At 34.6% G+C, this 14,074-nt stretch carries 13 protein-coding genes; 3 read left to right on the top strand and 10 right to left on the bottom strand.

Features of this window, described 5'->3' with window-relative positions:
• Nucleotides 1-57: 57 nt before the first annotated feature.
• The 10 genes from IPN31_02265 to IPN31_02220 form a co-directional block, all read right to left on the bottom strand.
• A complete protein-coding gene (locus IPN31_02265) occupies nt 58-807 on the bottom strand; it encodes an SOS response-associated peptidase (GenBank protein MBK8680734.1) in 750 nt (249 codons plus the stop codon).
• A gap of 3 nt (nt 808-810) precedes the next feature.
• The gene (locus IPN31_02260) at nt 811-1,119 is read right to left on the bottom strand and encodes a hypothetical protein (protein MBK8680733.1); all 309 of its coding nucleotides are present in this window, start codon (nt 1,117-1,119) and stop codon (nt 811-813) included.
• Between the two features lie 106 nt (nt 1,120-1,225).
• A complete protein-coding gene (locus IPN31_02255; GenBank protein ID MBK8680732.1) occupies nt 1,226-1,591 on the bottom strand; it encodes a four helix bundle protein in 366 nt (121 codons plus the stop codon).
• A 253-nt stretch (nt 1,592-1,844) separates the two neighbouring features.
• The gene (gene fumC, locus IPN31_02250; GenBank protein ID MBK8680731.1) at nt 1,845-3,239 is read right to left on the bottom strand and encodes a class II fumarate hydratase; all 1,395 of its coding nucleotides are present in this window, start codon (nt 3,237-3,239) and stop codon (nt 1,845-1,847) included.
• Between the two features lie 66 nt (nt 3,240-3,305).
• Nucleotides 3,306-3,665, bottom strand: a complete 360-nt coding sequence (locus tag IPN31_02245; GenBank protein ID MBK8680730.1) for a four helix bundle protein — start codon at nt 3,663-3,665, stop codon at nt 3,306-3,308.
• A 168-nt stretch (nt 3,666-3,833) separates the two neighbouring features.
• Nucleotides 3,834-4,703: a succinate--CoA ligase subunit alpha gene (sucD, locus tag IPN31_02240; GenBank protein ID MBK8680729.1), complete on the bottom strand. Its 870-nt coding sequence runs from the start codon at nt 4,701-4,703 to the stop codon at nt 3,834-3,836.
• Nucleotides 4,704-4,893: 190 nt separating this feature from the next.
• A complete protein-coding gene (locus IPN31_02235; GenBank protein MBK8680728.1) occupies nt 4,894-5,661 on the bottom strand; it encodes an ATP-binding cassette domain-containing protein in 768 nt (255 codons plus the stop codon).
• Entirely contained in the window at nt 5,658-6,398 is a 741-nt protein-coding gene (locus tag IPN31_02230) for an ABC transporter permease (GenBank protein MBK8680727.1), read from the bottom strand. Before IPN31_02230 ends, IPN31_02235 begins: the two co-directional genes overlap by 4 nt.
• A 250-nt stretch (nt 6,399-6,648) precedes the next feature.
• Nucleotides 6,649-7,116, bottom strand: a complete 468-nt coding sequence (locus tag IPN31_02225) for a hypothetical protein (GenBank protein MBK8680726.1) — start codon at nt 7,114-7,116, stop codon at nt 6,649-6,651.
• Nucleotides 7,117-7,437: 321 nt separating this feature from the next.
• Nucleotides 7,438-7,866, bottom strand: coding sequence for a phage tail protein (locus IPN31_02220; protein MBK8680725.1), 429 nt, complete (start codon nt 7,864-7,866; stop codon nt 7,438-7,440).
• A 489-nt stretch (nt 7,867-8,355) separates the two neighbouring features.
• On the opposite strand from IPN31_02220, the gene IPN31_02215 reads away from it, so the two are divergent.
• Genes IPN31_02215 through IPN31_02205 form a run of 3 tightly spaced genes read left to right on the top strand, consistent with a single transcriptional unit; the run spans nt 8,356 to nt 14,016 of the window.
• Nucleotides 8,356-9,705 carry a TolC family protein gene (locus IPN31_02215; GenBank protein ID MBK8680724.1) on the top strand — a complete coding sequence of 450 codons (1,350 nt, stop codon included), beginning with the start codon at nt 8,356-8,358 and terminating at the stop codon, nt 9,703-9,705.
• Between the two features lie 10 nt (nt 9,706-9,715).
• A complete protein-coding gene (locus IPN31_02210; protein ID MBK8680723.1) occupies nt 9,716-10,822 on the top strand; it encodes an efflux RND transporter periplasmic adaptor subunit in 1,107 nt (368 codons plus the stop codon).
• Nucleotides 10,823-10,848: 26 nt separating this feature from the next.
• Entirely contained in the window at nt 10,849-14,016 is a 3,168-nt protein-coding gene (locus IPN31_02205) for a multidrug efflux RND transporter permease subunit (protein MBK8680722.1), read from the top strand.
• Nucleotides 14,017-14,074 lie beyond the last annotated feature (58 nt).

Below are 14,074 nucleotides of genomic sequence, written 5' to 3'. Positions count from 1 at the left end.
TTATATTAACTGAGGAAGCATTTAGGATACGATTTATTTAGCTTCTTTGTAAAACTTTTAATCTCTATTCTTCTCATCAAAAAATTCCAAATCCGGATAAGAAAAACTTTGCGATACTTCCGGCACATTCGTAAAATCTTTTTTGCGGTTAACGAGTTTAGAAACTGTATGTGCTTTCAAATCATTTTCAGAATACGGTTGCATTAATTTTTCTACGTCTTCTTTGCTTAATGTAGTATCCAACCACCGCATTTTATCTTCAGGTTTTATAATGAGAGGCATGCGAAGTTTGTTGTTATGAATTTTACTCATTAATGCATTTGCATCTGTGGTAATTATGGAAAATGTTTCCAATACTTCCCCCGTTTCTGTATCTGTCCAGCGGTTCCAAATTCCACCGAGTAACAATGGTTCTTCATCAGCACGATAAATAAAGTAAGGATATTTTTTTCCTGCTACATCTCTGTTTTCATAAAATCCATTTATGGGAATTATGCAACGGCGTTTTAATATAAGCTGACGAAAAGATGGTTTGGTAAATACACTATCATTGCGAGCATTTAAAGTTTGATTACTGATTTTTATTGCATCCTCATGCGACTTAATCCAAGGTGGAATTAAACCCCATTGCATAGGAACTAATGTATCTGGTTTCTCTGAAGAAATTACCATTACCTGCGGATGCGCAAATCCCGATACATGAAAAAATTTAAACTCTAATTGTTTTAATTCAAAATGTTCGATACCTAATTGCCTTTCTGCCTGCCGGATTATTTTATCACCCATTTGTTGAATGTCGTAACACATTAGTTACTCTTCTTTCTTCTTATTAAACATCTCATTCATTTTCTTTTTGATGTTTTGAATTGCTTCTTCAGTTACGCCGCCCACATCTTTTAATACATCTTCCATTTTTTCTTTAACGTCCACAGCAGAATCCATTAATCCTTCTTTGATACTGTCACCAAGTTTTTCGCCTTTTAATAAATTATCTATCTGCGATCTGAAACCTGATGGCACTCTTTCTTTTAAAAAGAAGCTTACTGTTTCAGCAGATTTTCTAGCCTGCTCCTCTGTTAAGCCGGCTTTGTTTACTAATTCGTTTATGAGTTTTTCCATAATGATGATTTTAGGTAAAAATTACAAAAGAAATATTTAATAATTATACAAATTTTTTTTCTATTATAGAATTACCTGAAGGGAGCTGTAATGAAGAAAATGTTTTTCATTCAATATTAGCCTTTGTATTTTTAAGAATTGAACCTGTAATTCGAAGCAATTCATCCACATCATTTAGCATTGATTCGGAAATATCATTATCTAAAATTTTGCTTTCATGTAATAGGCGCAACCAATATTTTGTTTCTTGTGATTCTTTATATGCGGTAGTAATTTTTGTAAAGAAATCATTGCCGGGATGCCCTCCAATAGCTTCCTCCGCATTGGCTCCTATAGATGTCCCTGAGCGCAATATTTGTTTTGCCAAATCAATTTCATTGAGCTCATCTCTTAAAAGTTGATACACTTCAATTATTCGCAATGCAAATGCAAATGATTTAACAAGCAATGCATTATCTGTTTCGTTTTTCATTTCATTTTATTTATTGGTTATTGGCCGTTAGCTATTGGCTGTTGGCTTTTGGCGAAAGAACTTTGACTATTGACTTAGAACATTGACAAAAAAAAGTTTCAAGTTTCGAGTTTCAAGTTCCGGGTTCCGGGTTATTTCATTCGCACATTCGCACATTTTCACATTCGCACATTTTCCCCATCAGCTAATCGGCTAATCATCACATCCGCTCATCATTTAATTCTCACATTTGCACATTTGCACATTAAACATTTCATCTCCCCACCATCTCTTCCGGCTTCACCCATGCATCAAATTCTTCTGCTGTTAGGTAGCCAAGTGCTATTGCCGTTTCTTTCAAGGTCTTATTTTCTTTATGTGCTTTTTGTGCAATTTCTGCTGCTTTGTAATAACCGATTTTTGGATTGAGTGCAGTAACTAACATCAGTGAATTATCTACATGCTTTTTAATATTTTCTGTGATGGGTTCTATTCCAACTGCACATCTTTCATTAAAAGAATTACATGCATCACCAATTAATCTTGCTGAATGCAGAAAATTATAAATCATCATTGGTTTAAAAACATTCAATTCAAAATGTCCTGTTGCGCCACCGATATTTATTGCCACATCATTACCCAATACTTGCGCAGCTACCATCGTCAACGCTTCACATTGTGTGGGATTTACTTTGCCGGGCATAATGGATGAACCGGGTTCATTATCCGGAATTTGAATTTCGCCAATACCACTTCTCGGACCGGAGGAAAGCATGCGAATATCATTAGCAATTTTCATCAAACTCACCGCAACAGTTTTTAATGCGCCATGTGATTCTACAATTGCATCATGTGCTGCCAACGCTTCGAATTTATTTTTTGCAGTAATAAATGGCAAGCCGGTTAATTGCGCAATATGTTTTGCAACGAGTACATCATAGCCTTTGGGAGTATTTATTCCTGTACCTACAGCAGTGCCACCTAGTGCGAGTTCACTGAGATGTGCAAGTGTGTTATTAATTGCTTTTATTCCATGATCCAATTGCGCAACATAACCTGAAAATTCCTGACCAAGTGTAATTGGTGTTGCATCCATAAAATGCGTGCGACCAATTTTAACCACATCCATAAATGCTTTTGATTTTGCATCTAATGTGTTGCGCAGATTTGTAATTCCGGGGATGGTATTTTCTATTAAAATTTTATATGCCGCAATATGCATTGCCGTTGGAAACGTATCGTTGCTGCTCTGCGATTTATTGACATCATCATTCGGATGCATACTTTTTTTCTCATCCATTAAATTGCCACCATTGATTACATGTGCACGGTTGGCAATTACTTCATTGGCATTCATATTACTTTGCGTACCACTACCTGTTTGCCAAACAACCAAAGGAAATTCAGCGTCTAATTTTCCTTCCAGAATTTCATCGCATACCTGAGAAATTAATTTACATTTATCCGCATCCAACACACCCAATTCATTATTGGTAATTGCCGCTGCTTTTTTTAAGTAGGCAAATGCACGAATAATTTCTTTCGGCATTTTATTAATGTCAGCAGCAATTGGAAAATTTTGAATACTGCGTTGTGTCTGTGCACCCCAATATTTATCAGCCTGTACTTCAACAGTGCCGAGGGTGTCTTTTTCGATGCGAAAGGTCATTTGGTGAATAGTGAAAGGTGAAAAGTGAATTGTGTATTGAGTAAATGATAATGCAAAATTTATAATTTAAGAGGATGAATTTATAAGTCCTTTAAGATATTTAAAACAGTTAATTATTGATTCTTTAAAATCACCAAAGTTGTCTGGATTAAAATAGCCAAGATCCATTGCAAGATCAAGGCCTGCATCAATCTCAATAATGGATGATCTGGAAATTTCAAAAAATCTTTTTCTTTCTGCAAGTGATTTTCTGGAACTGCCTTCCGAAAGATTTAGATGAACTGAAATAGCTGCTCTTCTAATTTGTGATGTTAAACGATATCTTTCTTCCGGAGGAAAATGACTTGTTAATTTATAACAGTCAGAAACAAACTTTCTGGTGAACTTATATGCATCAAGATTTCTGTGATTTAATTCTAAAAACATTTATTCTCTAAATATGATATAATTCAAAAAAATATTTTATTTTTTTATTCACCATTCACCATTCACCATTCACCATTCACCATTCACCATTCACCACTCACCATTCACCATTCACCATTCACCATTCACCATTCACCACTCACCACTCACCACTCACCACTCATCTCCTCACTTAATCGCCTTAAACATCATCTCGCCAATTATTGCTGGCGAATCTGCAACATGAATTCCACACTCACGCATGATGGCCATTTTTGCTGCGGCTGTATCATCTTTGCCGCCAACTATTGCACCTGCATGGCCCATTGTTCTGCCTTTCGGAGCTGTTTGTCCGGCGATGAATCCAACAACAGGTTTTGTTCCGTGTTCTTTTATCCAATAAGAAGCTTGTGCTTCCATAGTACCACCAATTTCACCGATAAGAATTATTCCCTCTGTTCCATCATCAGCCATTAATAATTGAATTGCATCTAATGTGGTTGTTCCAATAACAGGATCGCCACCAATACCGATGCAAGTGCTTTGACCTAATCCGGTTTTTGTTACCTGATCCACTGCTTCATACGTCAGTGTTCCCGAGCGACTCACAATTCCAATTGTTCCCGGCTTATGAATAAATCCCGGCATGATTCCCACTTTCGCTTCACCGGGTGTAATTATACCCGGACAGTTGGGTCCTATCAATCTGCAATCTTTTCCATTCAAATAATTTTTTACTTTAATCATATCCTGCACAGGAATTCCTTCTGTGATTGCAACAATAAGTTTGATACCTGCTTCGGCTGCTTCCAGAATTGCATCTGCGGCAAATGCCGGCGGTACGAAGATGATAGAAGTGTTTGCGCCTTCTTTCTGAACAGATTCAGAAACTGTATTGAAAACAGGTTTATCCAAATGCTTGGTTCCACCTTTTCCGGGTGTAATTCCACCCACTACTTTGGTGCCGTATTCAATCATTTGTTCTGCATGAAAAGTACCTTCCTTACCTGTGAAGCCTTGTACAATTACTCTGGAATAGTTGCCTACTAATACACTCATATAAGTTGTTGATTTTGGGGCAAAGATAAAACTTAAAAGATGGTTGAACTGAAATTGATATTGAGAAAGAATTTGATTACTCCATTAATAACATAGAATATTACTTAAAATATTGTATCAATAAAAAAATAAGAAGATGATTTTATTGTAAGGCATCATGGTACTATATGAAGGTAAGATTTTGAGAATTTTATTTATCCCTGTTGATCATATAGTCTCTTGCTTCCTTTAAAAAATCGCTGGCGAAAATAAAGTTGACAAGATTTTCATTTTGTGCATGCAAAATTTCTTTGTTAGTGCCTTCCCATTCTTTTTTGCCTTCATGCAGAAATAATATTTTTTCTCCGATACCCATCACACTATTCATATCATGTGTGTTGATGATGGTGGTGATATTATATTCTTTAGTGATCTCGCCAATTAATTCATCAATTACGATGGATGTTTTTGGATCGAGTCCGGAGTTAGGTTCATCGCAAAATAAATAACGTGGATTTAAAACAATTGCTCTTGCAATACCTACACGTTTTTTCATACCACCACTTAATTCTCCGGGATGTTTTTTATTTACACCTGTGAGTTCAACACGTTCCAAACAAAAATTTACTCTATTTAATTTTTCTTTTTTTGTATCGGAGCTGAACATATTTAATGGTAGCATCACATTTTCTTCCACACTCATTGAATCGAATAATGCAGATCCCTGAAATAACATACCGATTTGCCTTCGCAGATTTTTATTGCCTCTTTGATTAACTGTATTCATTTTTATTCCGTCGAATAGAATAATTCCTGAATTAACAGGTAATAATCCAACAATGCATTTTATTAAAACTGTTTTCCCAGAACCGGAAGCACCGATAATTAAATTGGTATGACCCGGATTAAAAACAGTAGAAATGTCTTTTAAGACAGTTTGCTTTCCAAAGGATTTATTTATGCCTTGAATTTCAATCATAATAATAATTCTGCAAGAATATAGTCAGCTAATAAAACAAAAATGCAACTCAATACCACCGCTTGTGTGCTGGCTTTTCCAATCTCGATAGAACCACCTTGAATATAAAATCCTTTGAAACAGGAAATAGTAGAAATAAGAAAACCAAAGGTTACAGCTTTAATCATCATCATAGTGATATCATAAGGATCGAAAAAAGCAAGCAGACCATATGTGAATTCAGTACTGCTGGCGTAACCTGTAAGAGAACCTGCTAACATACCACCTCCAATTCCAACAAAGGCAGAAACAACCACAAGCGCAGGAATCATAATAACAGAAGCAATTACTCTTGGAAGTATTAAATAAGTTTCTGTAGGAACGCCCATAATTTCTAAAGCATCTATTTGTTCGGAGATGCGCATTGTACCTAATTCAGATGCGATATTAGAACCTACTTTACCGGCGAGAATCAGACAGGTAAATGTTGGAGCTAATTCGAGTATGGTTGTGTTTCTTACAATTAATCCGAGGTAATAAGGTGGAACCAAAACAGTTCCTGCCAATTGATAAGCAGTTTGTACGGCAGTAACAGCACCGATAAAAAAAGAAGATAATAGCACAATTATTAATGAGCCAAATCCAATGTCGGTCATTTGCCGCAGCACTTCCAACCAATACATATTAATGCGATCCGGTTTTATTACCATTCTGCGCAGCATTAAAAAATATGTTCCGGTGTCTTGTAAAAATCGCATGATTGGTTGTAAAAATAGAAATAGTATTGGGTATTGGCTGTTGGCAGTTGGCTGTTGGCTATTGGCGGTTGGCGTTTGGCAAAAAACTTTGATTATTGACTTAGACCATTTACAAAAAAAAATTAAGTTTCGAGTTCCGGGTTCCGGGTTTCGTGTTTCGAGATTCAAGTTCCGAGTTTCATGTTTCGATAGAGCGTCATTGCGAGGAGTGACCCCGATAAGAGATCGGGGTAGCGACGTGGCAATCTCATCAATTTCTATTGCGAAGCTTACCAAAATTTAATTCAACACCCAGATTAATAAATGACTTTCTGGAATTGATATTTCCGGAAAGAACCGCAGCCAGACCAAACCACCGCAATAGGGGGAAATCTACTGCACTATATAAGTGCAATCCTATTGAAGTATAGTCTTCATAAACTTGAGAATAAGAACCATTAAATAGAAAAGAATTCGAGTGATATTCATAATCTACAGTTTCTTTGTAATAGTATAAAGAAGGACCTGCCGCAAATTTAAATCGGACTAAATGAGTTGGTGTTGTGATAATTCTGCCGTAGGAAATAAAGTATTCAATTAAATTATCTGTTGCTTCAGCGTTAGTAGCTAAAGAAAAAATCGGCAAACTTTTATAGGGTGTAAATGATTCAAGATTAATTCCACCCATAAAAAAATTCTTTTTATTAATATACTGAAGATTAAATCCACCTGACAGCATTTCAAAATTGTAACAAATGAATTCTGAAATAAAAAAGTTTTCGTTTTTTTTTTGAAAGACTGTCTTTCTCTTGCCCATAACTACTGAGGGAAAATAATAAAAAACAAATCAGTGTCAATGTAAATATTAGGGAATAGATTTTTATCATAACATATTTCCATTCTAATTTGTAGGCTAATTAAAAATCGCAAATAATTTTATAAAAACTTCCATGCGAGAAAAATATATTTTAAAAATGGAATTGAAATTCAGTTTATCTACTTTTTAAATGAGATGAGCCATTAATAGAATAAAAAATTATTTAGGGTGATGTGAAGCTTTCTACTTCACAAGAGTAAGTCCCTCGTGCGCTAATTCCAATTGCTCCATAGCTACTTCATTTCCTGTTGCTCTAAGTATTGGTCCTGAATATTTAACCGGATATGCGCCTTCTGCTTTCCATGTTACTACCGGGTTATGTTGTTCATCTAAAAGTTTTATGATGATATCTCTTTTATCAATTAAATTATTTAATTTGGTTTCAAGCCATTCAAAAAATTCATTATCGTCAGTAGTTATTCCACGTTTTAAAATAATATTACTGAATTTTTTTAGCCCGGGAACAGAAGTAGTAATTTCTTCCTTTGAAGCACCATCCCGGTATTTAATTGGAGTAAACTCTATATCTAAACCAGAAACTTCGGTGAACCCAATTCTAGTTCCGCCCCACTCTACTGTAAAGTGATAACTGGATAAAGGAAAATTTGACATAGCCTGTTGTTGTTTATAAATGAGATAAATAAGATATATTAAAATACCGCAGAGAATAAGGAACATTAAAATAGCTAAATAAATAAGTGGATTCATTATTCCGGAATTTGAAATGCAATATAGGAACTTTTAGCGATTAATGTTTCATTTATGTTTACCTAAAGTTATCTGCGAGTAATTCTATCGAGTTGAATAATGAATGATGTTTTTATATTTGAAAGTATTGTTCTGAAAAACATTGAACTAAAATAGTAATTCGGTGAGAGTATTAAGTTTTCAAAACCATTCACTCAAAACCACTATTTGAAGAGATTACCCAACCTTTGGAAGAAGTTGATGGGATGAAATACCTATTTGAATATTAAAGAAAAGTTGAACTTTGTAAAATTGCCTGTGTTCATTGGATTGGTATTACATCTCAATCAAATCTAGTTTTGTGGGGTTAAGGCATTATATAGAGATTCGTATTTTGATTTAAATTGTTATTGAATGAATTTTCGTAGTTATAAGTATATTGATTTTAAAAAGATAATCGGATTATTTATAGTCATTTCCATTTCATCCTGCTTTCTAATTGCGCAAGAAAATAATGTAAAGGATTTGCAAGAACCACTCACCATAGAAGAGTGTATCCAATTTGCACTTCAAAATAATCCTCAAATACAAAATGCAACACTGAATGAAGCCTATGTGGAGACAACCATAAAAAGTAAATTATCAGAATGGTATCCGCAAGTTGGATTAAACTATAATCTTCAACATAATTTTTTGCTTTCCTCTACAGATTTTAATGGAAATGTGGTGCAAATAGGTAGTGAAAATACTTCCGGTTTATTATTGAATGCAACACAAACTATTTTTAATCAGGATGTTTTGTTTGCTTCTCAAAGTGCAGATGATATTAGAATTGCATCCCAGCAGCAAACCTCAGCTCAGAAAATTGATTTGGCAGTTGAAGTAAGTAAAGCATTTTATAATATTATTCTTATCGAACAACAAAATAAAGTTTTGGCTGAAGATATTATTCGCAATACGCAAAGTGTAAACGATGCTTATTATCAATATCAAAGTGGAATTGTAGATAAAACAGATTATAAAAGAGCAACCATCGCTTTGAATAATTCGAAATCACAGAAAGTGTTTATTGAAGAAAGATTAAAATCAAAGAAAGTATATCTGAAAGAATTGATGGGTTATTCCGGTTCAGATAATATCACCTTAGCATTTGATACTGTGGCAATGCGGAATGAAATCTATATTGATACAACACATAGTGTAGAATATGCACAACGTATAGAAATTCAACAATTGGAAACGCAAAGAAGATTACAACAATATAATCTGAGTTATTTTAAATGGAGCTTTTTGCCGGATGTTTATGCCTTTGGAAATTATAATTTGAATTATCTGAATAATCAATTTTCCGAAGTGTATTCTACAGCTTATCCAAGTGCTTATATTGGTATTGGACTTTCCTATCCAATTTTTCAGGGAGGAAAAAGAACACAGCAAATTAAAGGAGCGGAGTTTTTAATTGATCAGGTGGACAATGATATTTTAAGTTATCAATATTTCATCAATACAGAATATCAAACTGCAATATCAAATTATAAAGCAAGCTTAAATCATTATTTAAGTTTAGAAGAAAATTTAGCATTAGCGCAAGAGGTATATGATATTATTCAATTACAATATCGCTCGGGTGTGAAAGCTTTCTTAGATGTAATTACTGCGGAATCCGATTTGAAAACTGCACAAATTAATTATTACAATGCACTTTACGAGGTGTTGTCCAGCAAATTAGATGTGGAACAAGCCTTAGGAATTATAAAATATTAAACAATTATCAATGCGTTTTAAAATCATTTTTTTAGCTACTGTTGCAATCGCTTTTATTTTTTATTCTTGTGGCTCTTCCAAAGAACATCAGGTACAAAAATCCAATGCTATTCCTGTAACTGTTGCAGAAGTTATTTCTACAACAGCGGTTTATTATGAAGAATATCCAGGAATGATTACGGCATTAAAAGAAATAAATCTTACAGCACAGGTGAGTGGATATATCACCAAAGTAAATTTTCAGGATGGAGCAAATGTAAAAGAAGGTCAACTGTTATATAGTATTGATGCGCAGGTTTACGAAGCAAATTATCAGCAAGCGAAAGCAGATCTTCAAGTGCAGGAAGCGAATCTGATAAAAGCGCAAAAGGATGCAGACAGATATCGTGAGTTGGAACAAAATGATGCAATTGCAAAACAACAGGTAGATTATGCAAATGCAAGTTTAGAAGCGACTAAAATGCAAGTGGATGCGGCAAAAGCAAGAGTGGCCAGTGTGTATGCACAAGTTAAATTTTCAAATATCTATGCACCTTTCACCGGCACAATTGGAATATCGCAAGTGAAAGTGGGTACTGCGGTAGTGGCCGGACAAACTACTTTAAATACTATTTCTACAGACCATCCGATCGCAGTTGATTTTACAATTGATCAAAAAGAGATATTTCGTTTTACGCAATTACAGCGTGATAAAAATATTCTTCAAGATTCAATATTCACCATTGCTTTTGGTGATGAAATATATCCTGAATCGGGTACCATAAGTTTTATTGACAGAGCAGTGGATCCGCAAACAGGTACAATTAAAATCCGATTAATTTTTGCAAATGATAAAGAATTATTAAAACCCGGAATGAATACTTCAGTGCGTGTAAAAAATAATACAGCAACACAATTTGAATTAATTCCTTACAAATCAGTTTCGGAATCATTGGGAGAATTTATAGTGTATGTAGTTGGAGATAGTTCAGTAGTGCATGAACGACAATTGAAATTAGGAAGACAAATAGAGGATAAAGTAATTGTGTTGGACGGATTAAAAACCGGAGAAACAATTGTGGTGGAAGGTGTTCAAAAATTGCATGAAGGTTCTGTTATAAAAATTGAAGAAAAGTAAATTCAACAAATTAGAGATTTAAAAAAATGATTGCAGAAACTTTTATAAATAGACCGGTAACAGCAATAGTAATATCCATTGTAATTATGTTGGTGGGTATTCTTTCTTTATTGAATTTACCTGTATCAAAATATCCAAATATTTCTCCACCAACAGTTTCTGTTTCGGGAAATTTTATTGGTGCAGATGCGATAACGGTGGAGCAAACAACTACTACGCCGATGGAGACTCAAATAAATGGAACTCCGGGTATGAGTTATATTACAAGTGCAAGTTCATCCAGTGGAAGAAGTAATGTGAGTGTGGTGTTTGATATGGGAACGGATATAGATATCGCAACTGTGGATGTTCAAAACAGAGTGAATGTTGCGTTACCTACTTTACCTGAAGAAGTAAAAAGATTAGGCATTACTGTGCGCAAAAGAAATCCAAGTGCATTGGCAATTTTTGCTTTTTATTCTCCGAATGGAACACACAGTTCAAGTTTCATCGGTAACTATGTAAACATCTATGTGCAGGATGCATTAAAGCGTGTGAAAGGTGTAGGTGATATTGATTCGCATGGTGATGATTTTAGTATGCGTCTTTGGTTGAGTCCTGAAAAACTTGCTGCATTAAGTTTAACTCCGGATGATATTACACAAGCAATTAATGAACAGAATATTCAAATTGCTCCCGGCACGGTTGGAGGTGTTCCACAAAAAGGATTTCAAAGTTTTGAATATAATGTAATCACCAATAGTAGAATTAATACCGTAGAGCAATTTGAAAATATAATAGTTAGAAGTAATCCCGGAACCGGCAATGTAATTTATTTAAAAGATGTTGCAACAGTAGAATTAGGAAAATTTAATTACGGACATAATTCCACCGTGAATGGTCAGCCTGCAACTTATGTAATTGTATATCAAACACCGGAATCAAATACATTAGAAACTTACAAAGGCATTATTGATAAGTTAGATGAATTGAAAAAAACCTTCCCCAGCGATTTTGATTATCTGATACCGAATGAATCTGTTTCTGTTATTGAAGCTTCTATTAATGAAGTAATGATTACGTTATTGGAAGCCTTATTATTAGTAATAATAGTAGTGTATTTATTTCTTCAGGATTGGCGAGCAACGTTGATTCCAGTATTGGCAATTCCTGTTTCTATCATCGGCACATTTGCATTATTTTCAATACTTGGATTTACTATCAACACACTTACATTATTTGCTTTTATTCTGGCGATTGGTATTGTGGTGGATGATGCTATTATAGTTGTTGAAGCAGCTCAGCATAATATTGATCATTATAATTTAAGTGCAAAGGAAGCGACCCGCAGAGCAATGAAAGATATATCGGGGCCGGTAATTGCAATCGCTTTAATCTTAGCAGCGGTATTTGTTCCTGTTGGTTTTATTCCGGGTATTGTGGGAAGATTATATCAGCAGTTTGCAATTACGATTGCAGTTTCTGTTCTTATTTCTGCTTTTGTAGCCTTATCACTTACGCCTGCATTATGTTCTCTAATGTTACGTCCATCAAAAAGCAAAAAGGAAAAGAAAAATGTATTAGAAAAATTCTTCATTTCTTTTAATAATCGCTTTGGAAAAATTACTGCTTCTTATACTCGGGGAGTTGCCTTATGGATTCGAAATACTCGTTATGTTTTTGGTTTGTTGGTAGTGTTAATTGTTGCACTTGTATTTTTATTTGCAAAAAAACCAACCGGTTTTATTCCTCAAGAAGATGAAGGTACTTTAATGGCAACTTATGAAATGGCGGAAGCAACTTCTACAGAAAGAAGTTATGCGATGCTCTTAGAATTGGTGAAAAGAATTAAAGCAATTCCTGAAGTTTCCGTAGTGGGGGGACTTGCAGGTTTTAATGCATTTCAAGGCTCAAATAAATCGAATGTAGGTACAATGTGGATCATGCTAAAACCGTGGGATGAAAGAAAAGGAAAAGGTCAGGATGCGATGAGTATTTTGAAAAAAATTCAAGATACAACGGCTGATATTCGGGAAGCCAGAGTATTGGTGGTGGCGCCTCCTCCAGTGCCGGGTTTGGGAAGGTCTGCGGGATTTAATTTTCAATTAGAACAGACTACGAGCACGGATGATATTAAAACTTTCAGCAAGGTTGCCAATGATTTTATTGCGGAGGTAAATAAGCGCCCTGAAATTGATTTTGCATATACTTTCTTTACTGCAAATACTCCTAGTTATCAAGTGGAAGTGGATCGAGCAAAAGCAAAGCAATTAGGTGTACAGATTTCTGATATTTATAATACACTTTCATCATTGCTTGGCAGCAGATATATTAATGACTTTAATTTATATGGCAGAAATTTTAGAGTAGTAAGTCAGGCGGATAGTTCTTTCCGTGCATCCATAGAAGAAATTGGAAAATATTATGTGAGAAATACAGAAGGGAATATGGTTCCATTAAGCTCATTGATTAGTTCTAAATTAATTGAAAGCCCTTCATTAATATCTCACTATAATGTGAATCGCTCAATAGAAATAAATGGTACTTCAAAACAAGGTTATAGCAGTGGACAAGCTATTCAGGCATTAAGAGAAACTGCAGAAGAAACTTTGCCAGTAGGTTATAGTTATGAATTTTCAGGAATGTCAAAAGAAGAAATTGCAGCGGGTGATAAAACATTAATGATTTTCGGTCTTTCATTAGTTTTTGTATTTCTGTTTTTAGCGGCGCTTTATGAAAGTTGGTCTGTACCATTTTCTGTGTTATTAGCAGTGCCGATTGGTGCTTTAGGTTCTATAATTACATTGAGTTTATTGCCGAATATTAGTAATAATATTTATGCGCAAATTGGTTTGATAACTTTAATTGGATTGGCGGCAAAGAATGCAATTTTAATTGTTGAATTTGCAAAGGAAAGAGTGGATAGCGGCATGGATTTAATTCAGGCAACTATCTCTTCAGTGCGTTTAAGATTACGTCCTATTATAATGACATCCTTGGCATTTATATTTGGTGTATTGCCATTAGTGTTTGCATCGGGCGCAGCAGCAGAATCCAGAAAAACAATTGGATGGACTGTGTTTGGAGGAATGCTGGCCGCAACATCCTTAGCAATTTTTATTGTGCCTGTGTTATATGTAGCCATTACGAAATTTGCCTATGGCAAAAAGAAATTAGAAGAATTAAAACAGATGGGAAATGCGAAACAAGAATGATGTTTTCTAATTGATTTATTATTATACTGAAGTTATGCGTTATCAATTAAATTATAGT

Source organism: Bacteroidota bacterium (assembly GCA_016715425.1).
GTDB lineage: Bacteria > Bacteroidota > Bacteroidia > Chitinophagales > BACL12 > JADKAC01.
Note: the sequence above shows the minus strand (reverse complement) of the source record. Positions and strands in the feature narration are given on the sequence as shown.